This is a genomic window from Pseudarthrobacter ribosi, from assembly GCF_055412865.1.
The window spans coordinates 183,733-210,444 of record NZ_JBVAYZ010000004.1 but is presented as its reverse complement, the minus strand read 5'-3'; the positions used below and the strand labels follow the sequence as shown (position 1 = coordinate 210,444).

At 67.3% G+C, this 26,712-nt stretch carries 23 protein-coding genes and 1 pseudogene; 17 read left to right on the top strand and 7 right to left on the bottom strand.

What is annotated here, in order from left to right; all coding sequences use genetic code 11:
• Nucleotides 1–2 precede the first annotated feature (2 nt).
• From ACZYZ5_RS06055 to ACZYZ5_RS06035, 5 genes are all read left to right on the top strand, one after another.
• Nucleotides 3–1,514, top strand: a complete 1,512-nt coding sequence (locus ACZYZ5_RS06055; protein ID WP_463900036.1) for a CoA-acylating methylmalonate-semialdehyde dehydrogenase — start codon at nucleotides 3–5, stop codon at nucleotides 1,512–1,514.
• Nucleotides 1,515–1,606: 92 nt separating this feature from the next.
• A complete protein-coding gene (locus ACZYZ5_RS06050) occupies nucleotides 1,607–2,518 on the top strand; it encodes a sugar phosphate isomerase/epimerase family protein (protein ID WP_463900034.1) in 912 nt (303 codons plus the stop codon).
• Between the two features lie 27 nt (nucleotides 2,519–2,545).
• Nucleotides 2,546–3,559, top strand: coding sequence for a Gfo/Idh/MocA family protein (locus ACZYZ5_RS06045; RefSeq protein WP_463900032.1), 1,014 nt, complete (start codon nucleotides 2,546–2,548; stop codon nucleotides 3,557–3,559).
• Between the two features lie 80 nt (nucleotides 3,560–3,639).
• On the top strand, nucleotides 3,640–4,512 hold the full coding sequence (locus ACZYZ5_RS06040; protein ID WP_463900030.1) for a sugar phosphate isomerase/epimerase family protein: 873 nt from the start codon (nucleotides 3,640–3,642) through the stop codon (nucleotides 4,510–4,512).
• Nucleotides 4,513–4,522: 10 nt separating this feature from the next.
• Nucleotides 4,523–5,974 carry a sugar porter family MFS transporter gene (locus ACZYZ5_RS06035; RefSeq protein ID WP_463900027.1) on the top strand — a complete coding sequence of 484 codons (1,452 nt, stop codon included), beginning with the start codon at nucleotides 4,523–4,525 and terminating at the stop codon, nucleotides 5,972–5,974.
• A gap of 77 nt (nucleotides 5,975–6,051) precedes the next feature.
• On the opposite strand, the gene ACZYZ5_RS06030 is transcribed toward ACZYZ5_RS06035, so the two are convergent.
• On the bottom strand, nucleotides 6,052–6,501 hold the full coding sequence (locus tag ACZYZ5_RS06030) for a MarR family winged helix-turn-helix transcriptional regulator (protein WP_307463632.1): 450 nt from the start codon (nucleotides 6,499–6,501) through the stop codon (nucleotides 6,052–6,054).
• Between the two features lie 172 nt (nucleotides 6,502–6,673).
• On the opposite strand from ACZYZ5_RS06030, the gene ACZYZ5_RS06025 reads away from it, so the two are divergent.
• The 7 genes from ACZYZ5_RS06025 to ACZYZ5_RS05995 all read left to right on the top strand — a co-directional run bounded on the left by ACZYZ5_RS06025 (nucleotide 6,674) and on the right by ACZYZ5_RS05995 (nucleotide 14,302).
• A complete protein-coding gene (locus ACZYZ5_RS06025) occupies nucleotides 6,674–7,909 on the top strand; it encodes an MFS transporter (RefSeq protein WP_463900025.1) in 1,236 nt (411 codons plus the stop codon).
• A 263-nt stretch (nucleotides 7,910–8,172) separates the two neighbouring features.
• Nucleotides 8,173–9,168, top strand: a complete 996-nt coding sequence (locus tag ACZYZ5_RS06020; protein ID WP_463900023.1) for a substrate-binding domain-containing protein — start codon at nucleotides 8,173–8,175, stop codon at nucleotides 9,166–9,168.
• Between the two features lie 52 nt (nucleotides 9,169–9,220).
• Nucleotides 9,221–10,270, top strand: coding sequence for an ABC transporter permease (locus ACZYZ5_RS06015; protein WP_463900020.1), 1,050 nt, complete (start codon nucleotides 9,221–9,223; stop codon nucleotides 10,268–10,270).
• A 16-nt stretch (nucleotides 10,271–10,286) separates the two neighbouring features.
• On the top strand, nucleotides 10,287–11,201 hold the full coding sequence (locus ACZYZ5_RS06010) for an ATP-binding cassette domain-containing protein (RefSeq protein ID WP_463900019.1): 915 nt from the start codon (nucleotides 10,287–10,289) through the stop codon (nucleotides 11,199–11,201).
• Between the two features lie 169 nt (nucleotides 11,202–11,370).
• The gene (locus ACZYZ5_RS06005) at nucleotides 11,371–12,477 is read left to right on the top strand and encodes a Gfo/Idh/MocA family oxidoreductase (protein ID WP_463900017.1); all 1,107 of its coding nucleotides are present in this window, start codon (nucleotides 11,371–11,373) and stop codon (nucleotides 12,475–12,477) included.
• Complete coding sequence (locus tag ACZYZ5_RS06000; RefSeq protein WP_463900015.1) at nucleotides 12,477–13,271, top strand: TIM barrel protein; 795 nt, start codon at nucleotides 12,477–12,479, stop codon at nucleotides 13,269–13,271. The genes ACZYZ5_RS06005 and ACZYZ5_RS06000 overlap by 1 nt, the downstream gene beginning before the upstream one ends.
• Nucleotides 13,268–14,302, top strand: a complete 1,035-nt coding sequence (locus tag ACZYZ5_RS05995) for a Gfo/Idh/MocA family oxidoreductase (protein ID WP_463900013.1) — start codon at nucleotides 13,268–13,270, stop codon at nucleotides 14,300–14,302. The genes ACZYZ5_RS06000 and ACZYZ5_RS05995 overlap by 4 nt, the downstream gene beginning before the upstream one ends.
• 127 nt (nucleotides 14,303–14,429) lie before the next feature.
• On the opposite strand, the gene iolB is transcribed toward ACZYZ5_RS05995, so the two are convergent.
• The 3 genes from iolB to ACZYZ5_RS05980 form a co-directional block, all read right to left on the bottom strand.
• Nucleotides 14,430–15,326 carry a 5-deoxy-glucuronate isomerase gene (iolB, locus tag ACZYZ5_RS05990; protein ID WP_463900011.1) on the bottom strand — a complete coding sequence of 299 codons (897 nt, stop codon included), beginning with the start codon at nucleotides 15,324–15,326 and terminating at the stop codon, nucleotides 14,430–14,432.
• 148 nt (nucleotides 15,327–15,474) lie between these two features.
• Nucleotides 15,475–16,215 carry a GntR family transcriptional regulator gene (locus ACZYZ5_RS05985; RefSeq protein ID WP_463900010.1) on the bottom strand — a complete coding sequence of 247 codons (741 nt, stop codon included), beginning with the start codon at nucleotides 16,213–16,215 and terminating at the stop codon, nucleotides 15,475–15,477.
• A gap of 131 nt (nucleotides 16,216–16,346) precedes the next feature.
• Nucleotides 16,347–17,150 (bottom strand): gamma-glutamyl-gamma-aminobutyrate hydrolase family protein, encoded by an 804-nt coding sequence (locus ACZYZ5_RS05980; protein WP_463900008.1) that lies wholly within the window; start codon nucleotides 17,148–17,150, stop codon nucleotides 16,347–16,349.
• Nucleotides 17,151–17,203: 53 nt separating this feature from the next.
• Between ACZYZ5_RS05980 and ACZYZ5_RS05975 the strand changes: the two genes are divergently transcribed.
• Entirely contained in the window at nucleotides 17,204–17,689 is a 486-nt protein-coding gene (locus tag ACZYZ5_RS05975) for an SRPBCC family protein (RefSeq protein WP_463900006.1), read from the top strand.
• A gap of 154 nt (nucleotides 17,690–17,843) precedes the next feature.
• Nucleotides 17,844–18,978: pseudogene (locus tag ACZYZ5_RS05970) on the top strand (LOG family protein).
• A 4-nt stretch (nucleotides 18,979–18,982) separates the two neighbouring features.
• Here ACZYZ5_RS05970 and ACZYZ5_RS05965 read toward each other — a convergent pair.
• On the bottom strand, nucleotides 18,983–19,891 hold the full coding sequence (locus ACZYZ5_RS05965; protein ID WP_463900005.1) for a matrixin family metalloprotease: 909 nt from the start codon (nucleotides 19,889–19,891) through the stop codon (nucleotides 18,983–18,985).
• Nucleotides 19,891–21,048, bottom strand: a complete 1,158-nt coding sequence (locus ACZYZ5_RS05960; protein WP_463900003.1) for a VIT1/CCC1 transporter family protein — start codon at nucleotides 21,046–21,048, stop codon at nucleotides 19,891–19,893. Before ACZYZ5_RS05960 ends, ACZYZ5_RS05965 begins: the two co-directional genes overlap by 1 nt.
• A gap of 263 nt (nucleotides 21,049–21,311) precedes the next feature.
• Between ACZYZ5_RS05960 and ACZYZ5_RS05955 the strand changes: the two genes are divergently transcribed.
• A complete protein-coding gene (locus ACZYZ5_RS05955; RefSeq protein WP_463900000.1) occupies nucleotides 21,312–21,548 on the top strand; it encodes a hypothetical protein in 237 nt (78 codons plus the stop codon).
• Nucleotides 21,549–21,687: 139 nt separating this feature from the next.
• On the opposite strand, the gene ACZYZ5_RS05950 is transcribed toward ACZYZ5_RS05955, so the two are convergent.
• Nucleotides 21,688–23,211: a sodium:solute symporter family protein gene (locus ACZYZ5_RS05950; protein ID WP_463899998.1), complete on the bottom strand. Its 1,524-nt coding sequence runs from the start codon at nucleotides 23,209–23,211 to the stop codon at nucleotides 21,688–21,690.
• A gap of 322 nt (nucleotides 23,212–23,533) precedes the next feature.
• Between ACZYZ5_RS05950 and ACZYZ5_RS05945 the strand changes: the two genes are divergently transcribed.
• Nucleotides 23,534–24,109: a helix-turn-helix domain-containing protein gene (locus tag ACZYZ5_RS05945; RefSeq protein WP_463899995.1), complete on the top strand. Its 576-nt coding sequence runs from the start codon at nucleotides 23,534–23,536 to the stop codon at nucleotides 24,107–24,109.
• 458 nt (nucleotides 24,110–24,567) lie between these two features.
• Nucleotides 24,568–26,163, top strand: coding sequence for a glycoside hydrolase family 68 protein (locus ACZYZ5_RS05940; protein ID WP_463899993.1), 1,596 nt, complete (start codon nucleotides 24,568–24,570; stop codon nucleotides 26,161–26,163).
• Nucleotides 26,164–26,712 lie beyond the last annotated feature (549 nt).

Below are 26,712 nucleotides of genomic sequence, written 5' to 3'. Positions count from 1 at the left end.
CCATGAGCACCCTCACCACCACCAAAACCATCCACCACTTCATCAACGGCGCTGAGTCCGCCGGCGAAGGCACCCGCACCCAGCCCGTCTACAACCCCGCCACCGGCGCCGTCACCGCAGAGCTCCGGCTGGCCAACCGGGCGGACCTGGACGCCACCGTCGCCGCCGCCCGCGCCGCCGCCGACAGCTGGGGCGACATCTCCCTCGCCAAGCGCACCGGTGTGCTGTTCAAGTTCCGCGAACTCGTCGCCGCCCACGTCGATGAACTCGCCGAACTGATCACCGCCGAACACGGCAAGGTCCTCTCCGACGCCAAGGGCGAGATCGGCCGCGGCCTGGAGGTCATCGAGTTCGCCTGCGGCATCCCGCAGCTGCTCAAGGGCGACTACTCGGACCAGGTCTCCACCGGCATCGACGTGTTCTCGTTCCGCGAACCGCTCGGCGTCGTCGCCGGCATCACCCCGTTCAACTTCCCGGTCATGGTGCCGCTCTGGATGGCGCCGATGGCGATCGCCACGGGCAACGCCTTCATCCTCAAGCCCTCCGAGCGGGATCCCTCCGCCTCGATGCTGCTGGCCCAGCTGTGGAAGGACGCGGGCCTGCCCGACGGCGTCTTCCAGGTCCTGCACGGGGACAAGGAAACCGTCGACGGCCTCCTGACCCACCCGGACGTGGACGGCATCTCCTTCGTCGGCTCCACCCCGATCGCCCAGTACGTCCACGAGACCGCCACCAAGCACGGCAAGCGCGTCCAGGCCCTGGGCGGCGCGAAGAACCACGCCATCATCATGCCCGACGCCGACCTCGACAACGCCGCGGACCACCTCGCGGCCGCCGCCTTCGGCTCTGCCGGGGAACGCTGCATGGCCATCTCGGTCGCCGTCGCCGTCGGCGAGGCCGCCGACCTGCTGGTCAAGAAGGTCGAAGAGCGCGCCCTGGCCGTCAAGGTCGACAACGGCACCGTGCCCGACGCCGAAATGGGCCCGGTCATCACCCCGGCGTCCAAGGACCGCATCGTGAAGATCGTCACCGAAGCCGAAGCCGCGGGAGCTGCGATGGTGGTGGACGGCCGCGACCTCGTCGTCCCCGGCCACGAGGACGGCTTCTGGGTCGGCCCCACCGTCCTGGACCACGTCAAGACCGAAATGACCGCCTACAGCGAGGAAATCTTCGGACCCGTCCTCGTCGTCGTCCGCGTCGAGGACCTGGACGCCGGCATCGCGCTGATCAACGCCAACCCCTACGGCAACGGCACCGCCATCTTCACCTCCTCCGGCGCCAACGCCCGCAAGTTCCAGCGCTCCGTCACCGTGGGCATGATCGGCATCAACGTGCCGCTGCCCGTACCGGTGGCGTACCACTCCTTCGGCGGCTGGAAGGCCTCGCTCTTCGGCGACAAGCACATGTACGGTCCGGAGGGTGTGTCCTTCTACACCCGCGGCAAGGTGGTCACCTCACGCTGGCCCGAACCCACCCACGCCTCCGGCGCCTCCTACAACTTCCCGTCCAACTAAGCGACCCAACTACCCACCATCGACTGCTCCGCAACCGCCGTTTTGAGCGTCCAAAACGGCACCTGCGGAGCAATCGATGAGAAGGAATGGCAATGACTGAGAACAAGCTGATCATCGGCACGGCGCCGGACTCCTGGGGTGTCTGGTTCCCGGATGACCCCAAGCAGACCCCGTGGGAACGGTTCCTCGACGAGGTCGCCGAATCCGGCTACAAGTGGATTGAACTCGGCCCCTACGGCTACCTCCCCACCGACCCCGCACGGCTCGCCGAGGAGCTCAAGGCACGCGACCTGCAGATCTCGGCCGGCACCGTGTTCACCGCCTTCCACCGCGGCCTGGACGAGTGGGAAACCGCGTGGGAACCGGCCCGCAAGGTCGCCGAACTCACCGCCGCGATGGGCGGGGAACACATCGTGGTCATCCCCGCGATGTGGCGCGACGACGTCACCGGCGAGGCTGTCGAAAGCGGCGAGCTCACCGAAGAGGCCTGGGCTGACCTCTTCGCCGGGCACAACCGCCTCGGCAAGACCCTGCTGGAGGACTTCGGCCTGAAGCAGCAGTTCCACTCGCACGCCGACTCCCACGTCGGCGCGCAGGAGGACATCGAAACCCTGCTCGCCGCCACGGACGGCCAGTACCTCAATCTGTGCCTGGACACCGGGCACGCCGAGTACTGCGGCGCCTCGAGCCTGGAGCTGATCAAGAACTACCCGGACCGGATCGGCTACCTGCACCTCAAGCAGATCAATCCGGACATCCTCCGAAAGGTCAACGCGGAAAACATGACCTGGGCCGCCGCCAACCTGGCCGGCGTGATGACTGAACCGCCGAACGGCCTGCCGGACCTGCGCGCCGTCATCGAGGCCGTCGAGGCACTGAACCGGCCGATCTTTGGCATCGTGGAGCAGGACATGTACCCCGTGGCCTTCGACGTCCCGATGCCGATCGCCAAGCGCACCCGGAACTACCTGCTTTCCTGCGGATCCCGCACCGCCGTCAACTAGACGTCAACCAGAACTGAGGACATGACCATGACCAAGACCCTCCGCGTAGCTGTCATCGGCGCCGGCCGTATGGGCGCAGACCACATCCAGCGGCTCAGCTCCCGTATCCACGGCGCGGAAGTTGCCGCCGTTGTCGACGTCGACCTCGCCCGTGCGCAGGCGGCCATCGAAGGCATCCCGGGCGCCGTGGCCCTGGCCGACGCCGACGAGGCCCTCAACAACGGCGACGTCAACGCTGTACTGATCGCCACACCCGGCTTCCTGCACGAGGACATCCTGCTCAAGGCGATCGCCAAGGACATCCCGATCCTCTGCGAGAAGCCGCTCACCCCGGATGCCGAGACCTCCTGGAAGATTGTCGAGGCCGAGCAGAAGCTGGGCCGCAAGCGCATCCAGGTCGGCTTCATGCGCCGCTTCGACGCCGAATACGCAGCCCTTGGAAAGATCATCCGCGATTCCGAACTCGGCGAGCTGCTGATGCTGCACCACCAGCACCGCAACCCGAGCACCCCGGCCGGCTTCACCAACGAGATGCTGATCAACGACTCCGTGGTCCACGAATTCGACGCGATCCGCTACTTCACCGGCGAGGAAATCACCTCCGTCCAGGTCCGCCTCGGCAAGGCCACCCGGAACGCCCCGGCCGGCCAGCACGACCCGCAGCACGTGCTGATCGAAACCGAAACCGGCGTCCTGGCCGACGTCGAGATCTACGTCAACGCCAAGTTCGGCTACGAGGTGGCCACCCAGGCCTCCTTCGAGGACGGCATCGTCAGCATCGGCGGGGACAACGGCCCGTACACCCGCAGCAACGGCCGCTGGGGCGGCAGCGTCACCCCCGGCTTCGAGGAGCGCTTCGGTGCCGCCTACGACGTCGAGATCCAGTCCTGGGTGGACGCCGCCGTGCGCGGTGAAATCGGCGGCCCGACGGCCTGGGACGGGTACGCCACCGCCGCGTGCTGCGAGGCCGGCGTCGAGGCGCAGAAGAACGGCGAAAAGGTCGCCGTGAGACTGAACGCCAAGCCCGACCTGTACCGCTAGGACGAACGTGTTGCGGGCCACGGCCCCGTACCCGTTCCTTCCCGTCCCGCGCTCAACCGATCCACAATGGAGTGTCCTCAGTGAAAATCGCACTTGATCCAACGCCCTTCCACCACTCGCACAGCCTGCTGGAGTTTCCCCGGGTGGTGGCGGACCTCGGCTACAAGTACATGCAGATGACCCCGCACGCCGATCTCATCCCGTTCTACAACCACCCCAAGGCTGACGACGAACTGGTTGGCCAGCTGGCCAAGGCCTGCAAGGACGCGGGAATCGAAATCGCCTCCGTCCTGCCGGTGCTGCGCTGGTCCGGCCCGGATGAGGACGCCCGTGAAGCGGCTGTCCGTTACTGGAAGCGTGCCATCCAGATCGCCGTGGATCTCGGCGTCAGCACGATGAACACCGAATTCAGCGGACGCCCGGAGAAGGCGGAGGAATCCGAGCGCGCGTTCTACCGCTCCATGGAGGAGCTGCTGCCGATCATCGAACGCGAAGGCATCGACCTGCTGATCGACCCGCACCCGGACGACTTCGTCGAGGAGGGACTGGCAGCGATCCGGGTGATCCGCGGCCTGAACTCCAAGAACGTCGGCCTGGTCTACGTCGCCTCGCACAGTTTCCACATGCAGAACGCGCCGCTGGACATCATGCGCGCCGCGGGGGACAAGCTCCGCCTGGTCCACGTCGCCGACACCATGGACCACCACGCCTCGCACGGGCTGCGCTACATCACCAACCCGCCCGGAAATCCGGTCCGGGTGCACCAGCACCTGAAAATCGGCGACGGCGACGTCAACTGGGACGAGTTCTTCGGCGGTCTCAAGGAAATCGGCTTCCTCGACCGGACGGACACCGTGATGGTCTCCAGCGTCTTCGCCGAGGACGACAACGCCGCCGAGGTCTCCCGCTACCAGCTGGACACGATGAACAACTACATCGAAAAAGCACGGTAGCGGCCGCCCTATGCAGAAAACGGATAACACCCTCACCAGCTCCTCGGCCCAAGCCGCGGCCGGCCCGGCCGGTGCTGCCGCGCACCCGAAGCGTTTCATGCGGCGCGTCGCGCTGTTCTCGACCTTCGGCGGCCTGCTCTTCGGCTACGACACCGGTGTCATCAACGGTGCCCTGCCGTTCATGCAGCGCGACCTCGGGCTGACCCCGCTGACCGAAGGCCTGGTCACCTCGACCCTGCTGTTCGGCGCGGCGTTCGGCGCCATCACCGCCGGCAGGCTGTCCGACCGTTTCGGCCGCCGCAAGACCATCATGGGGCTGGCCCTCATCTTCGCCGTCGCCACCGTCGCCTGTTCCCTCGCCCCCACGACGGAACTGCTGGTCCTGGCCCGGACCGTCCTTGGCCTGGCCGTCGGCGGGGCTTCGGTGATCGTGCCCGTCTACCTCGCGGAAATGTCGCCGGCGGCCCAGCGCGGGCGGATCGTCACGCAGAACGAGCTCATGATCGTCACCGGGCAGTTCCTGGCCTTTACGTTCAACGCGGTCCTGGGCAACGCCTTCCCCGAGGCCTCGAACGTGTGGCGCTGGATGCTGGTCATCGCGACACTGCCGGCCGTTGTGCTCTGGTTCGGGATGCTGGTCCTGCCCGAAAGCCCCCGCTGGCTGGCATCGGCCGGACGCTTCGGCGAGGTCCTCGAAGTCCTGCGCAAGACCCGCGCCCCGGCCGATGTCTCAACGGAATTCGATGAGGTGCGGCAGGCGGCCCGGGAGGACTACCAATCCAGGCTCGGAACCTTCCGCGACCTCACGGTGCCGTGGATCCGCAGGATTTTTGTGGTGGGCCTGGGCATGGCGGTCATCAACCAGATCAGCGGCGTCAACGCCATCATGTACTACGGCACCTCGATCCTCTCCAGCTCAGGCTTCGGGGACCAGGGCGCACTTCTTGCCAACGTCGTCAACGGCGTCACCTCGGTGGTCGCCGTCATCATCGGCATGTCCCTGATGACACGGGTCCGCCGGAAGTCGATGCTGATCACCGGTCTGATCGGGACCTCGTCCTCGCTGCTGGCCATTGGCCTGATTTCGATGCTGATCCCGGAAAGCACCCTCCGCGGCTACCTGGTGCTGCTGTTCATGGTGACTTTCCTTGCCTCCATGCAGTCCTGCATCGGCACCGTGACCTGGCTGACGATGTCTGAAATTTTCCCGATGCATGTCCGCGGGATCGGCATGGGCATCTGCGTGTTCGTGCTGTGGATGATCAACTTCCTGATCGGTTTCTTCTTCCCGCAGATGGTCGCCTGGATCGGTGTTTCCATGACGTTCTTCATCTTCGTGGCGATGCAGCTGGCAGCGATCGTCTGGGTGAAACGCGTGGTCCCGGAAACCAAGGACAAGAGCCTGGAAGACCTGGAGCACTACTTCAAGAACGCGGCCGCCAAGCAGCCCGCCGGCGTGTAGCGGGACCAGCACAAAGCCCTGCCCCGCGAACTGGCGCGGGGCAGGGCTTTTGCGTGACCGGAAGCCGGGCGGCGGCTTTACACGTGCGCGTGCAGCGTCGGGAGCGCAGCGACCAGCGGCGCCAGTTCCGGCACCTCCTGCGCTTCGGCCAGCGCCCGCTCCAGCGTGGCGTCATGGCTGGGCCGGGCTTCCTCGAGCAGCTTGATGCCGCTAGGCGTGAGTTCGGTGTAGATCCCGCGGCGGTCATCGGCGCACAGGATCCGGGTCAGCAGGCCGCGGTCCTCCAGCCGGTTGACCAGGCGCGTGGTGGCGCTGGCGCTCAGGGCGGTGGCGCGCGCCAGCTGCTGCATCCGCATGTGCCAGCCGTCCTGGCGGCTCAGCGCATCCAGCACGGTGTATTCCACCACGGACAGTTGCGCCACGGCCTGCAGCGAGCGCTCCAGCTCCGCCTCGATCAGCCCATGCAAGGCCGCCAGGGTCCGCCAGCCTTGCGCACGGACCTCGACGGCGTCGTCCTTGATGCCCATCAGTTCTTCCCTTCAGATCAGCCTGCACTACCCCGAAAAACCCCGGACCGCCCACAGCCACCAATTAGTTGCTTGCGCGGCATAGTTGCTTGTGCAACAATAAATAACGCGTCTGCAACTAATAGCTTACGCCTCGTTTTTCTTTCCGTACAGTTTTTGAAGGAGCTCCTCCATGCCCATCGGCCTGATAGCACTCGCCCTCGGCGGGTTCGGGATCGGACTCACCGAGTTCGTCATCATGGGCCTGCTGCCCGAAGTGGCCGCTGACTTCCAGGTCAGCGAGGCCACGGCGGGCTGGCTCATCTCCGGCTACGCGCTCGCCGTCGTCGTCGGGGCCCTGCTCCTGACCGCCGCCGTGACGCGCTTCGAGCGCAAGCCCGTGCTGGCCGTGCTGATGGTGCTGTTCATTGCCGGCAACCTGGTCTCCGCCGTTGCTCCCGACTACTTGCTGATGATGATCGGCCGCATCATCGCGGCACTCGCGCACGGCGCCTTCTTCGGCATCGGCGCGGTGGTCGCCGCCAGCATGGTCGCACCCACCAAAAAAGCCGGTGCGATCGCCATCATGTTCACCGGGCTCACGGCGGCCAACGTCCTGGGCGTTCCCTTCGGCACGATGCTGGGCCAGGCCGCCGGCTGGCGGTCCACCTTCTGGGCGATCACGGGCATCGGTGTGCTCGCCCTGGTCGGCATCCTCACCCTGGTTCCGAAGACCGGCTCAGGCCAGGCGGCCGCCGGCGGACTGCGCGGGGAACTCCGTGCCTTCCGCTCCGGCCAGGTCTGGCTCTCCATCCTGGTCACCATCCTGGGCTATGGCGGCATGTTCGGCGCTTTCACCTACATCGCCTTCACCCTCACCGAGGTCACCGGGTTCTCCGCCTCCACCGTCCCGTGGCTCCTCATCCTCTTCGGCGTGGGCCTATTCATCGGCAACACTGTGGGCGGCAAGGCGGCGGACCGGAACGTGGACCGCACCCTGCTCGTGGCGCTCGCCGTGCTGGTAGTCGTCCTCGTGGTCTTTGCCCTGACCGCCGGCAGCCAGCCGATGACCATCGCCTCCATGGTGCTGCTGGGCGGCTTCGGCTTCGCCACGGTCCCCGGGCTGCAGATGCGCGTCATGAAATACGCCACGACCGCACCCACCCTGGCATCCGGTGCCAACATCGGAGCCTTTAATGTGGGCAACGCGCTCGGCGCGTGGATGGGCGGCGTGACCATTACCGCCGGCCTTGGCTACACCTCGCCCATCTGGGCCGGCGCCGGGATCACCGTGCTGGGACTGGGGGTCATGGTGTTTGCGGCGGCCGCTGCGAAGCGGCACGACGCCGAAGGCGACGGCGGCACGTCCGGAACCGGCATCCCGGGTCAGGACAGCGAGCGGGACGGTGCTGCGCTGCAGCGGGCCTAGCGCTGAGCAGAAGACCACTGCAGGCGAAACCGACGACGGCGGCCCCCGGCTGCCGTCGTCGGCGTTTTGGACCGCGGTCACCGCCCTGCAAGCCAGCGCGAACCGGCGAATCTTTACGCTCCTTACCGCCTTAGTTACGTGATTACATCCTAATGTCAGGACAAACTATTGACATGCGTGAGCTAAATCACCATGATCGAGGTAGGCATTATTCCGGCGGCTGCAAGGTAGCAGCCCGGAGCTGAAATCAAAGGAGATTGACGGTGGCTAAATTTTCCTGGCGCAAGGCGACCCTGGTGGCGGCGGTTGTGCCGCTGCTGGCAATGAGCGCATGTTCAAGCACCGGCGGCAAGCCCGCAGATACCGGCAACGCGGCTGGCGGCGGCCAGGTCGCCACGACGGAACGGATGAAGATTGCCCTGATCACCCACGCCCCGGCCGGTGACACCTTCTGGGACACCGTCCGGAAGGGAGCCGAGGAAGCGGCCGCGAAGGACAACGTCGAACTGCTCTACACCGGCGATCCCGAGGCCGGCCGGCAGGCGCAGCTGATCGAGCAGGCCATCGACCAGAAAGTGGACGGTATTGCCGTGACGCTGGCTACGCCGGACGCGCTGAAGGACGCCCTGAAGAGGGCCTCCGACGCGGGCATCCCGATCGTCAGCCTCAACGCCGGCGAATCGGTCGCCACCCAGCTCGGGGCTTTCACGCACTTCGGTTCCAACGAGCAGCTCGCCGGACAGGCCGTAGGAAGCAAGCTGGCAGACGGCGGGTTCAAGCACCCGGTCTGCGTGATCCAGGCGCAGGGCCACGTGGGCCTGGAAGCCCGATGCGCCGGCGTGAAGGCTAAGGTTCCGGGGACCGAGATCCTGTACGTGAACGGGGCTGACATGACCTCGGTCGAGTCGACGGCGACCGCGAAGCTGCAGGCCTCCACGGATGCCGATGTCATCATCGGCCTGGGCGCCCCCATCACTCTGACGCTCCTGAAGTCCGTGTCGACCGCTGGGAGTGAGGCCAAGGTTGCCAGCTTCGACCTGAACAAGGAACTGGCGCAGAAGATCTCCGAGGGCACCGTGTTGTTCACCGTGGATCAGCAGCCGTGGCTGCAGGGCTACGGCGCCGTTGATGCGCTGTGGCAGAACAAGCGCGGCGGATTCAATATCGGCGGTGGCCAGGCGGTCCTCACCGGCCCCGCAATCATCGACCAGTCAAATGCGGCCGATGTCCTGAAGTTCGCCGAGCAGGGTATCCGCTAACAGCCCGCTGGCCGGGCCGGCTCACGCCGGCCCGGAAGCAAGGAGATCTATCATGACCATGACCCAGACCAAGACAAAGTCACCGGCGCCCGATGAGCGCGTCGCCAAGCGCAGTCCGTTCCAGAAACTCCTCGGACGTCCCGAGGTCGGTGCCCTGGTGGGCGCGATCGTCCTCTTCATCTTCTTCGCATTGGTTTCCCCGACGTTTACCCAACCTGGCGCCCTGGCGACCATTTTGTATGGCAGCTCCACGATCGGAATTATGGCGGTAGGGGTGTCCCTGCTGATGATCGGCGGGGAGTTCGACCTGTCCACCGGTGTCGCCGTGATCACCTCGGCGCTGACGGCGTCGATGTTCAGCTGGTACTTCACCACGAACGTCTGGGTCGGCGTCGGCCTGGCCCTGGTGGTGTCCCTGTCCATCGGCTTCATCAACGGCTGGATCCTGATCAAGACCAAGCTGCCCTCCTTCATCGTGACCCTGGCCACGTTCCTGATGCTGACGGGCCTGAACCTGGGCCTGACCCGCCTGATCGGCGGGTCGGTGTCTTCCCCGTCGATCTCCAACATGGACGGTTTCGCCTCGGCCCGGGCGGTGTTCGCCTCCTCGGTGACCATCGGCGGCGTCGACGTCAAGATCACGGTGTTCATCTGGTTCGCCCTCGTCGCGGTGGCCACCTGGGTGCTGATGCGGACCCGCGTGGGGAACTGGATCTTCGCCGTCGGCGGGGACGCCAACGCCGCCCGCGCCGTGGGTGTCCCGGTCAAGGCCACCAAGATCGGCCTGTTCATGGGCGTGGGGTTCTGTGCCTGGATCCTGGGCATGCACAACCTCTTCGCCTTCGACACCGTGCAGTCCGGTGAAGGTGTAGGCAACGAGTTCCTCTACATCATCGCCGCGGTCATCGGCGGCTGCCTCCTGACCGGCGGCTACGGCTCGGCCATCGGCGGCGCGATCGGCGCGTTCATCTTCGGCATGGCCAACAAGGGTATCGTCTACGCGCAGTGGAACCCGGACTGGTTCAAGTTCTTCCTGGGCCTGATGCTGCTGCTGGCCACCATCGTCAACCTCATCGTCAAGCGCCGCGCGGAACTGAAGTAAAGGGGTCTGTAGAGAAATGAATGCCAAAGAGATCGACCAGCAAACACTGTTGCAGAACGAAAAGGATCCCCTCACGCACACCCCCGTGCACCTGCTCTCCCTGGACAAGGTGGGCAAGCATTACGGCAACATCATCGCCCTGTCCGATGTCACGATGGCCGTGGACAACGGACGCGTCACCTGCGTCCTGGGCGACAACGGCGCCGGCAAATCCACGCTGATCAAGATCATCGCCGGCCTGCACCAGCACGACGCCGGGGTCCTGAACATCATGGGCGAGGAACGGAAATTCTCCTCGCCCCGGGACGCCCTGGACGTCGGCATCGCCACCGTCTACCAGGACCTCGCGGTGGTGCCCCTGATGCCGATCTGGCGGAACTTCTTCCTCGGCTCGGAACTGACCTCCGGCTTCGGCCCGTTCAAGAGCATGGACGTCGAGAAGATGAAGGAGATCACGCTTAAGGAACTCTCCGCGATGGGCATCGACCTGCGCGACGTGGAGCAGCCCATCGGCCAGCTCTCCGGCGGTGAACGCCAGTGCGTTGCGATCGCCCGGGCCGTGTATTTCGGCGCGAAGGTCCTGATCCTGGACGAGCCCACGGCCGCGCTGGGCGTCAAGCAGTCCGGCGTCGTGCTCCGCTACATCCTGCAGGCCCGCGACCGCGGCCTCGGCGTCATCTTCATCACCCACAACCCGCACCACGCCTTCCCCGTCGGGGACCGGTTCCTGCTGCTCAAACGCGGCAAATCCATCGGCTACTACGACAAGAAGGACATCACCCTCGACGAGCTCACCGCCCAAATGGCCGGCGGCGCCGAACTCGCCGAACTCGCCCACGAACTCGAACAGCTCGGCGGCCACGGCGACGTGATTAAGGAAGTCCAGGGCGAAGTGGCAGAGGTGGCCCAGACGACCGGCAAGACCTATTAGCAGTACGGGGGAGCAGGGCCCGCCCGTCCGGGCACGGCCCTGCTCTTTCCTGCGCCGGGCCTTGTTGCGCCGGCTTCCTGCGCCGACCGAGGCAATGCCAGGAAACCGCGGTCCCGCAGCAGACCGGCTCCACCCTCACAAGGTTGCGAACAATTGAAAGGACGATCCCATGACCTACCAGAAGCGGGACACCACCGACCTTCCCCAGCCCGTACGGATCGGGCTCATCGGCTCCGGCTGGATGGGTGCCTTCCACGCCGAGAGCATCGCCCGACGCGTCCCCGGAGCCGAGCTTTCGGCCATCGCTGATCCCAACGTGGAGTCCGCCGCGGCGCTTGCCTCCGTCCTGGGCGCCGGCAAGGTGACAGCCGACGCCGCCGACATCCTGGCCGACCCGGAAATCGACGCCGTAATCATCGCAAGCCCGGCGCGCTTCCACTCCTCGCTCATTGCCCAGGCCGCCGTCGCCGGGAAGCATGTGTTCTGCGAAAAGCCGGCCGGACTGGGCCTCGACGAGCTCGACGACGCCCTGTCCGCCGTGGAGGCAGCCGGCGTGCACTTCCAGATCGGCTTCAACCGCCGGTACGCGGAGGACTTCCAGGCCGCCAAGAAGGACCTCGCCGCCGGCGCCGTCGGGACGCCGCAACTGCTGCGCTCACTGACCCGGGATCCGGGCACGGGCTGCATCCCAAACGCGGCCAGGGTCCCGGCCTGGACCGTCTTCCTGGAAACCCTGATCCACGACTTCGACACCCTCAACTGGTTCAACGAAGGCGCCGAACCGGTGCAGGTGTACGCCATTGCCGATGCCCTGGTGGAACCCGGACTGCGGGACCAAGGGTTCCTGGACACGGCCGTCGTGACCATCCGCTACAGCAACGGTGCCATCGCTGTGGCCGAGGCAAACTTCAGCGCCCTCTACGGTTACGACATCCGCGGGGAGGTCTTCGGCTCCAAGGGCATGGTCCAGGCCGGGCGGGCCACGGAAACCGCGGCCCGCCGCTACACCGCCGACGGGATGTCGGCCGACACGCCGCAGCTTAACGTGGAGCTCTTCCGGCAGGCCTACACGGACGAACTCGTCGACTTCGCCGATACCGTGCGGGCCCGGCGGGACGGCACAGCGCCGTCGTCGACGACGCCGTACTCGCTGACGCCCGGCGCAGCGGACGCCCGGCGTGCCCTGGCCGTGGCACTGGCCTGCATCGAATCAGTCCAGCGCGGCACGCCGGTGGCGGTCAACACGGTCGCCGTCAACGAGTCGGCGGTCCTCTGATGCGCCTGGCCGTCTGCGCCGAAATGATCTTCACCGAGCTGCCGTTCACCGAGCGCGTACGCCGGATCCACGAAGCCGGATTCGACGTCGAACTCTGGGAGTCGCGGACCAAAGACATCGGCGCGCTCAAGGCCACCGGGGCGGTGTTTTCCTCCATGACCGGCTACACCGCCGGCAGCCTGGTGGATCCCGACACGGCGGACAAGGTCGTGCGGACGGCGGAGTCGCTCATCCCGACCGCCCTGGAACTCGGTGTGAGCCGGCTGGTGGTGCACCCGGCCGAACTCATCGACGGCCAGGCGGCCCGCCCGGTCCACCGGCCCAGCGGCCACATGTGGACTACCGGGGCCAGGACCCTGGAGCGGCTCGGCAGACTCGGCGAGAAACACGGGGTGACGTTCTGCCTCGAGAACCTCAACACCATCCTCGACCACCCCGGCATCCCGCTGGCCCGCGCCAAGGACACGCTTGCGCTCGTGCAGGCCGCCGGTCACCCGAACGCCAGACTCATGCTTGACCTGTACCACGCCCAAATGGGGGAGGGGAACCTGATCGAGCTCGTCCGGAGCGCACTGCCGTACATCGGTGAAATCCAGGTGGCGGATGTTCCGGGGCGCTGCGAACCCGGGACCGGGGAAATTAACTACGCTGCTGTCGCCAGGGCGCTCGCGGAGGCCGACTACGACGGGACCGTGGGCATGGAAGCCTGGGCCAGCGGCGACAGCTACGCGGCCCTGGAGGCCTTCCGGGCAGCGTTCACCGTTCCCGCACTGCACACGAAGGTAGACGTATGAAAGACGTGATTCTCGGGCTGGTCGGGGTGGGACGGATCGGCGTTATGCACGCCAACAACATCGCCGCGCTCAACGGCGTCCTCAATCCGCAGGGCATCAACGTCCGGCTCCGGCTCACGGACGTCGCCGCAGACCACGCCCGGAGCATCGCCGCGGGGCTCGGTGCCGAATTCCTGCCCTCGGTGGAGGCGCTCCTCGCGTCCGGGCTGGACGGACTCGTCATCGCCACCGGAACCGGGACCCACCCGGAACTGATCAAAACCGGTGTGGACGCCGGCATCCCGGTGTTCTGCGAGAAACCCGTCGCCCTGAACGTGGCGGACGCCCTGCCCGTGCTCGACTACGTCCGGGACCGAAACGGCGTGGTCCAGATCGGCCACCAGCGCCGTTTCGACGCCGGCTACCAGGAGGCCCGGCGCGCCTACCAGGCCGGCGAACTGGGCTGGATCCACTCGCTGCGCGCCGTCACCTGCGATATGGCGCCGCCGCCGGTCGAGTTCCTGGCCAGCTCCGGCGGGCTGTTCCGGGACTGCTCGGTCCACGATTTCGACATCCTGCGCTGGCTCACCGGCCGGGAAATCGTCGAGGTCTACGCCCGGGGCTCCAACAACGGTGACCCGGCCATCGGGGAAGCCGGCGACGTGGACACCGCCCTCGCGCTGGTGACCTTCGACGACGGCACCGTGGGAACCGTCTCGGCCACGCGGTACAACGGGGCGGGCCACGACGTGCGGCTGGAAATCCAGGGCTCCCGGAGCTCGCTCATGGTCGGCCTGGACGACAAAACGGCATTGGTCTCCGCCGAAGCCGGGGTCTCGTTCCCGGCGGGGGAGCCGCACCGGACTTTCGCCGAGCGGTTCGAGGCGGCCTACCGTTCCGAGATGGCTGCCTTCGTCGAGCTGATCCTGGGTCGCCGGGACAACCCCTGCACGGCGGAGGACGCGGTGGCCGCCTCCCGCGTGGCCGATGCCGCCCAGGAATCCCTCGCGACCGGCGTACCGGTCCGCGTGGTCCAGACCGTGGCCGGCTGAAGGCCGGCTGAAAGGACGCTCCACCCGGTTCCGTCGCCGGGGTGGAGTTGCTAAGAACCCCGGGGCCGCAGCGTGAACTGCTCCCCGGGGTTCTTGTGTTGCGGTCGTGTCTGGAACAGCGGTGCCGTCAGGCGCCGAAGGGCAGCCGCGGGTCCAGGTCCTGGCCTTCCCAGGTCTGGCGGATCCAGCCGTGGTGCGGGTCGTCGCTGATGAGCCAGTCGCGGACCGGGCCGGGGCCTGCCATCACGTTGAGGTAGTACATGTCGTAGCCCGGGGCCGCCATGGCCGGGCCGTGCCAGCCGTAGGGCACCAGGACGACGTCGCCGGTCCGCACCTCCGTGGAAACATCGATGGGCCGCTCGTCGGAGGCGTACACACGCTGGTAGCCGATCGCGTCGTCCGCTCCCGGCCGGGCCGGGGCGCCGGGGGAGACCCGGGTCTCGAAGTAGTAGATCTCCTCGAGGCTGGTCTCGCCGTCCTTCTCTTCGTCGTGCTTGTGCGGGGGGTAGGAGGACCAGTTCCCGGCCGGGGTCAGGACCTCGCAGACGATGAAGCGGTCCGCTTCGAGGGCGGCGGGGGTCCCGAAATTGTGGACCTGACGGGAGCAGTTGCCGGCCCCGCGCAGTTCGACCGGAGTCTCCGCGGCCGTGATCAGGCGCGTCGGGTAGGAGGCCCTGGCCGGGGCGGTGGCCACGGCGACGCGTCCGCCGCCGGCCGAAGTGATGGTCACGGCCTTGCCGGTCCCCGTGTAGAGGACGTCGCTGGGGCCGCTGAAGACGCTTTCCCGGCCGGCCAGCCGGTACTCCTCGCCGTCGACCGACACCGTGAAGGACCCGTTGAGCGGGACCACGATGCGTTCCTCGCCCGCGGCGGGAAGTTCGACGGCGGCCGCGGCCCCCAGGGTGGCGACCTTCAGCCCGGTGTGGGCCCAGCCGTCCACCTCCAGGGTGGAATCGGAGGTGCCCAGGGACACGTCCCAGGTGCCTTGGGCGGCGGTGCCGAGCGGATAGACCCAGTTGGCCATGAGTTCTGCCTTTTCGTTGTCGCGCCGGAGGACGGCGCGGATGCTGACGGGGGTGGGTTTCGCGGGGACCAGGGGGCAGTGCCCAGCCGGGCAGTGCCCAGTCGGCCCAGCCGACGGCGGGCGCCCGTCGCCTGGGCGCTGGTGGCGCCTAGCGTTGGACGAGCGTCATTTCGAAGCTGTAGGAATCCGCGCGGTAGACGTGGTGGCCGGTCTCCACCTGGCGGCCGGTGTCGTCGACGGCGGTGCGCTCCATGGTGACAAGGGCCGAGCCCGGGGTGGTTTCCAGCAGGGACGCCTGGTAGTCGTTGGCGATCATGGCACCGATCCGCTGTGAGGCGAGCCGGAAGTTGACGCCGCCGTTGCGGAGGATCGCGTAGAGGCCTTGTGAGCCCAGGAGCGCCTCGTCGATGGGGGTGATGTCGTCGCGGACCCAGTTTTCCATCAGCGCCAGCGGTTTTCCGCCGACCTTCCGGAGCCGGGTGAAGTGGTAGACCTTTGCGCCGGCGGGAATCTGGAGTGCAGCCCGGGTGGCGGCGTCGGCCTCATCGTGGGAGAAGCTCAGCACCTCCGTGGTGGGCTTGCTCCCGTTGTTGCTGAGGTCGTCGAAGAGGCTGGAAAGTTCGAGGGGGCGCCGGACCTGGCTGGAGACCACCTGAGTGCCGACGCCGCGCTTGCGCACCAGCAGGCCCGAGCGGACCAGTTCATCCATGGCCTTGCGCATGGTGGGGCGGGAGAGGTTCAGCTGCGCGGCCAGGTCGATCTCGTTGTCGAGACGACTGCCCGGCGGAAGGATCCCGCCGTGGATCGCGGCCTCAATGCCCTGGACCACCTGGTGGTAGAGCGGCACGGGCGAGGACCGGTCCACATTGAGATTAAGTTGATTCGCCACTTTTTGAATAGCCACTGTTGAAGCGCTCCCTTGTGCCCCGGACCCGGGCCCAGGTCGGGCCGCCGGTCACGTTCTTCAGCATATGTTCGCTTGATAGGACATACTGCCTAAGTCCATGGTAGCAGGGCCGTTCAGGCCAGGGGAGATCTGCGACACACTTCAACAAAGGCGCGGAACGGGGCCAGCCGCTCTTCGGCCGGGAGTTCCAGGGCCTCGGGGTGCCACTGCACGGACGCCACCCAGCGGTCCGGGTCCTCCAGCGCCTCAACCGTCCCGTCCTCCGCCACGGCGGACGCGACGAGCCCATCGGCGACCCGGGCCACGGCCTGGTGATGGCCGGAGGCAACCTTGACCGTGACGGCCTGAGAACTGACGCCGTCGCCCGTGCCGCCGTCGCCAGTGCCGCCGAATCCACCGCCGCCGTACAGGCCGGCAATCTTGCTTCCACCCTGCACGGCGACCCCATGCCAGGCCCACGGTCCGGCCCCGAGCCCGGGGTCGGCTTCCCGGTGCGCCACGGTCCCCGGATCCATGTCCTGGATCAGCGTTCCGCCATAGAGCACATTGAGCAGCTGGTGCCCGCGGCAGACGCCGAGCACCGGCAGCCCGGCATCAATCGACCGCCGCGCAATGGCCAGGTCCAGCTTGTCCTGGGCGTGGCTGACGTCGTAGCAGGCGACGCCGGGTTCCTCGCCGTAGAGCCGGGGGTCAAGATCGCCGCCGCCCGGAAGGACGACGCCGTCGAGCGCCTCAAGCGGCTCTCCGGGGGCCGAGAGCAGCACCGGCTCGCCGCCGCCGTCGCGCACCAGTTCCACAATGTACTCGAAGAGCGCATTGGCTTCAGCCACGCGCGGATCCGGGTCCGTGGAGCTGCTGAGCCGGACGGGGATGCCGATGCGCGGCCGGGGGCTGCGGGCAAGGGGCGGAGTCTGCATGGTCTATTCTGCACCACAACTTCGGTGTCACAACGGAGGTCTAGGATGGCCGGATGACCAACAGATATCTCGTGTCCCGCAGCCGCTTCATCGCGGCCGCTCCGGAAGCCATCTTCGAGGTGCTCGCCACCCCGGCCCTGCACAGCGTGATCGACGGCTCGGGCACTGTTAAGGGCGCCCAGCCGCGCGGCCCCGAACGGCTTGCCCTTGGTGCGAAGTTCGGCATGGAAATGAACATCAAGCTGGACTACAAGATCTTCAACACGGTCTGCGAGTTCGAGGAGGGCCGGCGGATCGCGTGGCGGCACTTCGGCGGCCACGTCTGGCGCTACCTGCTGGAGCCCGCGGCTGACGTCGCCGGCAACCCAGGCACCCTCGTCACCGAACAGTGGGACGCGCGGCAAGTGCGCGCCAGGATCCTCCTGCGCCTGGCCGGATACGTCCGCCGCCACCCGGCCAGCATCGAGCAGACCCTCGCCAAGCTGGACGCCTACCTGAGCTCCGGGCAGCGTGAAGCCGGCACCGCCGGGGTTTCCTGACGCCAAGGCGGAGCACAGGGTGCCCCCGCCGGATGTTCGGAGGGGCACCTTCGTGGCGTCGGCCCTGTGCCTGTCGCTGTGTGCCCGTCGGGGCGGTGCCTGCCGGCCCGGTGCCTGCCGGATCTGAGCCCAGGCCGCAGTCTAGGCTGGCATTATGAACGCCGCCCGCAGCCTGCACCCGAGTCCGCGCACGCTGGAGGTCGAAAGCCTGGACAGCTTCGACCGGCTGGTCGCTGCCGGGGCCAGGACCATGCAGGGCTGGCACGCCCAGTCGCTGGACCTGCGCGGACGGACGGCGCAGCTCGAGGCCATGAATCCGCAGGGCGGGATTTTCCTCGGGTGCACGTTCGACGACGGCGTGGAGGATTCGCTGCGCAGCCGCGGCGCCCTCATCTTCCCCAAGCTCGAGGCGGCGCCGTTCAACCCTTACCGCGCCAGGCTGTACACCCCCCCAGGAGCTCTACCAGGGGATCTCCGCATCCCGCTATGAGGACACCCCGGACGCCAAGGTGTACCAGTGGAGCATCCGGCCGGGACAGCGCCACCGCCTGGACGCGACGCTGGCCGCGGCCCTGCACGACCATTCGATCGGCGATGCCCTCGATGAGCTGACCCGTTCGGATCTCTGCGCCGGCCGAACCATGGTGGGCGTGATGGGCGGACATGCCGCGAGCCGCGGGTCCGCTGTCTTCGAGGAGGCCGCACTGCTGGGGCGGCTGCTGGCCAGGGACGGCCGGGTCGTTGCCACGGGCGGCGGCCCGGGGACGATGGAGGCCGCCAACCTCGGCGCGTACCTGAGCGAGGCCCCGGAACGGGACTTCCGGCGCGCCCTGGACGACCTCGCCGCGGTTCCCGGGTTCCTGCCCTCGGTGTCGGCGTGGGCGCGGTCCGCTGCCGCCGTCGTCGAACGCCATCCGGAGGGCACACCATCCCTGGGCGTCCCCACCTGGTTCTACGGGCACGAGCCGCCGAACTTCTTCGCCACCCACATTGCCAAGTACTTCGCCAATGCCGTCCGCGAGGCCATCCTGCTGGAACTGTGCGACGGCGGCATTGTGTTCCTGCCCGGGTCCGGGGGCACTGTGCAGGAGATCTTTCAGGATGCCTGCGAGAACTACTACGGCACCCCGGGCACCATCATGCCGATGGTGCTGGTGGGCCAGGAGCACTGGCTGCGGCGTTACCCGGCGTGGCCGCTGCTGCAGAGCCTCGCTGCGGGACGGCAGATGGAGAACCGGATCTTCCTGGTGGACACCGTGGAAGAAGCGCTCGCCGTCCTGGACCGCTAAGGGCTCAGAGGTCCTTGCGGCACTGCGCCGAGCCCAGCTCGTACAGGCCGTTCAGGTCCCCGGCGGCCAGTCCGTCCGGGGCGCCGATCTCGGGGTACATCAGCTGTACGGAGTCATCCACATGCTCCAGGCCCATGACGTGGCCGAGCTCGTGCAGGATCACCGCGGTGGCGTACGCGGCCCCGTCAGTCCGGCTGAGGTCCTCGGCGATCTGCGGGGCATCGAGTTCCAGGCTGCCGGTGACGAAGCTCTTGGGCCCGTCGCCGAAGCTGAAGTGGGTGCTGCCGCCGGTGCCGATCACCGGTCCCGCGAGCTGCGGGGCCTGTTCCGGGGTGGTCCACGCGATCAGCAGGGGCGCCCAGCGGTCCCCGTAGGCGTCCTGCTGGTACGGGATGCGGGCCGGGGAAGGCGCTTCGGCAGTCGACCCGTCGTCGACGAACCTGATCCCGGTGGCGCGGGATATCGTCCTGATCGCGTCCTCGACCAGACGCTCGGCGCCCTCCGGGGCGAGCGCCGCGTTCACCACATAGTGGAGCGGCCGGCACGGCGAATAGCCCACCGGAGTGCCGTCGTCGTTCATGGCCAGGAACCGGTAGGAGCTGCTGGCGGCGGCCGGCTTCTGCGGGCGTCCGAGCGGCTCGTCCTGCTCCTCGACTCCGGGCGGGGGAGTGTCCGTGCGCACGGCCTCGGCGGCTGCCGGCTGCCCGGGCTGGCCGGCGATCGCCTTGCCCGGTCCGGTGCCGCGGCCGGCGTCGAACGGTCCGGCGAACCGCGGGTCCCCGGAGATGACGCCGGCGGCCAGGAACGCGGCGCCGGCAATCAGGGTGGCGGCCGCGAGGCCACGGACGATCCGCCACGTGGTGCGGGGGCGCCTGTGCCGCGCTGTCCGGTCCCGGAACTCAGGACCGTCCACTAGGCGATCACGGCGCCGAGAGCCAGGCCCAGCAGGTAAGTGGCGGCGGCGGCGCCCATGCCGATGGCAAGCTGCCGGAGGCCGCGGGACGCGGGGGAGGTGCCGGAGAGCAGTCCGACGACGCCGCCGGTGACCAGGAGCGCCAGCCCCACGAGTACGGCGGACAATACGAGGGCCAGGATACCGGTCATGCCGAAGAGGAAGGGAATAATCGGCACGATCGCGCCGGAGGCGAAGAAGCAGAAGCTCGACGCCGCTGCTCCCCAGGCGGTCCCGACGGCCTCGTGCTCGTCACGCGCCTCCGGAAGTTCCGGCTGCAGCGAGAGGCTGGGATCGCAATCGCAGTCGAGCAGACCCATCCGCTCCGCGACGCGGTGCTCGGCTGCCTCCCGCGACATGCCCCGGGCCAGGTACACCAGCAGCAGCTCGTTGTGTTCGATGTCCAGCGACGGCGCCGCGGCCAGGGTGATCTGGGTGGGGCGGGTCGCCGCGAGGAGTTCGCGCTGGGAGCGCACGGAAATGAACTCGCCCGCGCCCATGGACAGTGCCCCGGCAAGCAGCCCGAACACGCCGCTGAGGAGCACCACGGAGCTGGCCACACCGGAGGCGGCCATGCCCATGACCAGGGACAGGTTGCTGACCAGGCCGTCGTTGGCGCCGAAGACGGCCGCACGGAAGGTGCCCGCCAGCCGGTTGCGGCCGCGGGTGGCGAGCCCGCGAACGACTTCCTCGTGGATCTGTTCGTCGGCGACCATGGCCGCAGTGGCGGTGGGGTCGGTAGCGTACGGGGAACGGCTTTCGGCCCGCTGGGCGAGGGCCAGGACAAAGACCGAACCGAAGTGGCGGGCCAGGAAGCCCAGGAGCTGGCTGCGGAGTGAGGCGGGGCGGGGCCGGCCGGCCTGGTCGCCGAGCAACTGCAGCCAGTGCGCCTCGTGGCGTCCCTCGGCTTCGGCCAGGGCGAGCAGGATCCGGCGCTCCTCGCCGCGGCGGTTCTGGGCCAGATCGCGGTAGACGGCTGCTTCGGCGCGTTCGTCGGCGAGGTACTGCCGCCACCGCTTGATATCCGCGGGGCTGGGTGTCGTGGCGGGCGCCGTGTGGCGGGGGTCGGACCGGTGGGGTTCGTGGTTGAACGAGTCAGATGTGGCGTGCTGGGACACGGAAGCTCCTGGGCTTGAAAGGGCATGGTTCGGCCCCATTGCGTATCCAGCCTACCCCGTCTTTCCGCGGATTTTCGGCTGGCGAACCTCGGTGCGGGGTTTAGGCGAACCGTAAAAAACGCCCGTGTCGCGGGGCCTCGCGCAGCCGCCGGAGTCCCGCTCCGAGGGAGCCCTTGACCGCCCGGGCCCGTGGTGTTCGAATGAAAGCCAGGGCGGGCTCTCCGGGGCCTTTGCCGCCACCGCAGTCAGACGGAGGTTGCATCATGGACAACATCGGCTCGCGTCCAATCCAGCCGGCCCGGGATTCCCTCGAGTCCGACCCCGCCTACGACTACGCCGACGACGCGCCCGTGACTGATGGCGCGGAGACCGAGGAAGAGGAGCTCTTCGAGGAGGCCGATCGGCTTGTTCCCCTCGATGAGGAGGACTTCCTGGGCGACGAGACGCCCGTGGTGCCCCTGGATGGAGAGGAATTCCTGGAGCCTGAAGAGAACGAATGATGCCCCAGCGGCCTAACGGTTCTGCGGCTTGATGCTCGACCCCTAAACGTCCGACGGCGGCGCCCCCTCAGAGGGAGCGCCGCCGCCGACCTTTAACTCGCTGCCAGGACCCGAGCGGGCCGGGCCAGGGGTCAGGACCCTAGTGCGACGCTGCCGGGACTTCTTTTTCCTCGGCTGCGATGCCGGCGACCCGACGGCGCCAATTGGCCATGACGGCGGGGTCTGTCGGCTTGCTCAGCAGTGACACCGTGATGTAGACCACCGCGGACGCCAGCAGGCCGAAGTAAATCGGTTCGTTGGCGTAGATGCCGTCCAGCGGCACCTCGGCGTTGAGCTCCAGGATGGTCATGGTGCCGAGGGTAACGACCGTCCCCACGGCCATGGAGGCGGCGGCGGCGACACCGGTGCCGCGCTTCCAGATCAGGCCGCCCAGGATGGCGACGAGGAGCCCGCCGACGAGGATGTCGTAGGCGATGGTGAGAGCCGCGACGACGTCCTTGGTGACAATGGCGATGACGATCGCTACGATGCCGAGTCCCAGGACCCACATGCGGTTGGCCCTGACGTCGTGCTCCGGATTGTCCGTGTCGTCGGTGTTAATGTCCTTGCCGAACCAGCTGGCGACGAACGGCAGAACGTCCGCGCGGGCCACGGTGGCGGCGGCGATCAGTGCGCCGGAGGCAGTGGACATCATGGCGGCGACGGCCGCGGCAAGTACCAGGCCGCCGATGCCGATCGGCAGGATCTGCGTGGCAACCTCGGCGTAGACCACGTCCTTGCCGAGGTTGGCGACGTCAATGTCAGGGAGCGCGACGCGGGCACCGAGGCCGATCAGGGCGCCGGCCGCACCGTAGAGGATGCAGTAGATGCCGGCCGTTGCGCCGCCCCAGCGGGCAACCGTGGGGGTCTTGGCGGTGAAAACGCGCTGCCAGATGTCCTGGCCGATCAGCAGGCCCAGGGTGTAGACGACGAAGTAGGTGATGATCGTCTGGATGCCGATGCCGTCGATCTGGAAGAAGCTGGCGTCCACCCGGGCGCGGATGCCCTCGATGCCGCCGGCGGCGTTGAGCGTGAACGGCAGCATCAGGAAGAAGATGCCGACCGTCTTGATGACGAACTGGACCTGGTCGGCCAGGGTGATGGACCACATGCCGCCAATCGTCGAGTACACCAGCACGATCGCGCCGCCGATGGCGATGGCCAGCGCGCGGTCCCAGCCGAAGAGCACCACGAAGATGGTGGCGTAGGCGCTGGTGGAGGTGGCGCAGAGCATGAGCGTGTAGGCAAGCATGATGATGCCGGAAGTCTGGGTAGCGTGGCTACCGTAGCGCAGGCTCAACATTTGGGAAACGGTGTAGATCTTGAGTTTCTGGATGGTGGGGGCGAAGAGCAGGCTGAGCAGCAGCACACCGGCGCCGATCGCGACCACGAGCCACATGCCGGAGATGCCGAACTTGTAGCCCAGGCCGACGCCGCCGACCGTGGAGGCGCCACCGAGCACGACGGCGGCCATGGTTCCGGTGTAGAGGAACGGGCCGAGGCGGCGGCCGGCCACCAGGAAGTCGCTGTTGTTCTTGGTGCGGGACTTACCCCACCACCCAAACGCCAGCATGGCGACCAGGTACACCACCACAATGGCGATGTTGACGAAACTTGCGTCCATGAAGGGCTCCTCGGAGCTGTTGGTGCAGTGCTGAACCTGCCGCAGCGCACCAGCGCACACGGAGGTTCTGCTGCTTTATCGGATTGATGAGGATGGCCCCGCAGGGCTCCCGGTCTTTTGACTCGCAAATACAGTGACTTGTGGTCGCCGTATCCGGCAATTGCCTAATAGACAACACTTGTTGCCAATCAGCGTATGTTGTGATCCGGGTAACAGTCAAGACGCATTACGCGGCGCGGGCGGATCCGGCGCCCGGCGGGGGCGGTCCCGCTAGTATTGCTCCAACGATGGGGCCGAGCGGCCGGCCGTGAAAGGTTCCAAAATGAAGGCTCTACCAGTTGAACCGAGCAACGTTCCCGTTGCCATCGGTTCCCGGATCCGCGCCGCCCGGCAGTCGCAGCGGCTCACCATCGAGCAGGTTGCCGACGCCACCGGGCTCACCAAGGGTTTCCTCAGCCGGGTCGAGCGGGACCTCACCTCACCCTCGGTCGCGTCCCTGGTGACGCTATGCCAGGTGCTCTCCATCTCGATCGGCGACCTCTTTGCCGCCCCGGAGACGCACCACACCAAGAAGAACGAAGGTCCCCGGATCTCACTCGGCGGCGAAGGGATCGTGGAGCGGCTGCTGACCGCCCGCTCAGAGCGCCGGGTCCAGATCATCCAGGCCGTGATCGAGCCCCGCGGCCGCGGCGAATCGGAACTCTATGCCGTGGACTGCGACGTCGACGTGCTGCACGTGGTCAAAGGCAGCATCCGGCTGATCCTCACGAATGAGGAATTCGAGCTCCACACGGGGGACACCGTGACCTTCCCCGGCCGCGAGCCGCACACCTGGGTCAATCCGACGGATGAGGCCGTCGAGGTCCTCTGGGTGCTGGTCCCCGCCGCGAGCCGCTAGGGTTCCTGGTCCGGCACCGCGACGTCCCTAAAACCTGCACGCAGGCAAGGTGGGCGTCAGCGTGTTCGACGGCCGGGCGGCTACCCGGCAACGAACGGGCAAACGCACAGATAGTTCTCAGTTTTCCATTAGTAGCCTTCGCAACACTTGACGGTGGTTTCCGCGCTGTGGCACGCGCGCGGGAACGTTAATGTAAGCGCTTACATGTTTGTGCCGGGATCCGTCCCCCGGCCGCGGACACAGGGTTTGGTATCCCGCCGTGACCCGCCTAGCGTGGTTTCCGGCCTCGGACGAAATCTTCCTCCGCTGCCACGCGGGGTCCTACCCAGGCCCCGCCCCTCGACACGATGGCGTCCTCGATGACGCCCTCGGCGCTGTCGGGACCGTCGGCATGTCGGGAATTGACGGCACCCGCCCGTCTTCCACGAATGGTCTCAACTCCGCGAGAAGAGCAGTAAATGCACAAGCACCCCACCGCACCCCGCGGCCGGCTACGGCGTTCAACCGCCGCCGTCGTCGTCGCAGCCGTTGCAGTCTCGGCCTTTTTGGCCGCTCCGTCGGCCCAGGCCAATGAGCCCTCGGATCCACCGGCGGCCACGCAGATGCCGGCGCCGACTCCCGGCTTCCCGCTGCCGACCAAGCACAGCCAGCAGGCCTACGACCCGGCGTCCGACTTCACCTCCAAGTGGACCCGCGCCGATGCCAAGCAGATCATGGCGCAGAGCGACCCGACGGTCGCTCCCGGCGTGAACTCCATGAGCCCGAATGTCACCATGCCGGAAATCCCCGAGGACTTCCCCACCATGAATGAGGACGTCTGGGTCTGGGACACCTGGTCACTGACGGACGAGAACGCGAACCAGATCAGCTACAAGGGCTGGGACGTCGTGTTCTCCCTGGTCGCCGACCGCGACGCCGGCTACGGCTTCGACCAGCGCCACTGGAACGCCCGGATCGGCTACTTCTTCCGCAAGACCAACGCCGATCCGGCCAAGGACAAGTGGAACTACGGCGGACACGTCTTTGCCGACGGCGCCTCAATCGGCAACACCGAATGGTCCGGTTCCACCCGCCTGATGCAGGGCAACCAGGTCAACGTCTTCTACACGGCCACCACCTTCCACGACGTGGCCGAACGGAACGCGGGCGGCGGCGGCATCGCCCCGGACGCAGCCATCGCCAAGGCGCTGGGCAAGATCCACGCCGACGAGAACGGCGTCACCTTCGACGGCTTCCAGCACACCAAGCTGCTGGAGCCGGACGGCGTCATGTACCAGAACAAGGCCCAGAACCCCGGCTTCGCCTTCCGTGACCCGTACACCTTCGCGGACCCCGCCCACCCGGGCAAGACCTACATGGTGTTCGAAGGCAACACCGGCGGAACGCGTGGCGACTACAAGTGCAAGGACGAGGACCTCGGTTACCAGCCTGGGGACCCGAACGCCGAGAACCTGAGCGAGGTCAACAGCATCGGCGCCTACTACCAGACCGCCAACGTGGGGCTGGCCGTGGCGGACAACAAGGACCTCACCAAGTGGTCCTTCCTGCCGCCGGTCCTGTCCGCGAACTGCGTCAACGACCAGACCGAGCGTCCGCAGATCTTCATCCAGAACGAGGGCGGCAAGAACAAGTACTACCTGTTCACGATCAGCCACCAGTTCACCTATGCTGCCGGGATGCGCGGCCCGGACGGGGTCTACGGCTTCGTGGGGGACGGCGTCCGCTCCGACTACCAGCCCATGAACAACAGCGGTCTGGCTCTGGCCTCACCGACCGACCTCAACCTGCCGTCCGAATCCCCGGAACGGCCGACACCCAGCCAGAACGGCCGCCAGTTCCAGGCCTACTCGCACTACGTGCAGCCGGGCGGGCTGGTGCAGTCCTTCATCGACAACGTCAATGGTGTCCGCGGCGGTTCCCTCTCGCCCACCGTGAAGATCAACTTCCGCGACGGTGTCTCGGCGGTTGACCGCACCTTCGGCCAGAACGGCCTCGGGCCGTTCGGCTACCTGCCCACCAACGTCAACGTCGGCGGGGCCGGCCACTACAAGTAGTTCATCAATGAGGCAGTAACAGGGAGGAGGCGCCCGGGAATCCGGGCGCCTCCATTCTCCGTATGTACGGGCCCAAGGTGGCCCGGGCCTCGTGGCACAACCAGAACCAGGAATGTTGAATTGTGAAAGACCTTGTACACCGGCTGGGGCTGAAGAGTTGAACCCATTTCGACGCCGGCAGCCGCCCCATCGGCGAATGACTGCAGTTTCACTTGCCAAGCTGATCGGAAGCCATCTCGCAGAGAGGTTCCCTCCCGGAACGCTGAGCCCCCGCACGATTTGGATTGCTGTGGCCACAGCGGCCGCGGCCGTTCTTGTCACGGTGGCGCTTGTCCCGACGACGACGGGTTCCCTTCCGGCCGCCCAAGGCCAGGCTGAGCGGGCGCTCCTGGGTATCGCCGACGCCCAGGCCGAAGCCATGGAAGCCCAGGGCCGCTACGGCTCCTATTGGCTTAGCAGTGGTGACCGCACCCTTGAGAAGCTGACACATCCGATTCGGACCGAGGGCGTGGCGGACCTGCGGAGCATCGAATGCACCAACGGGTGGGT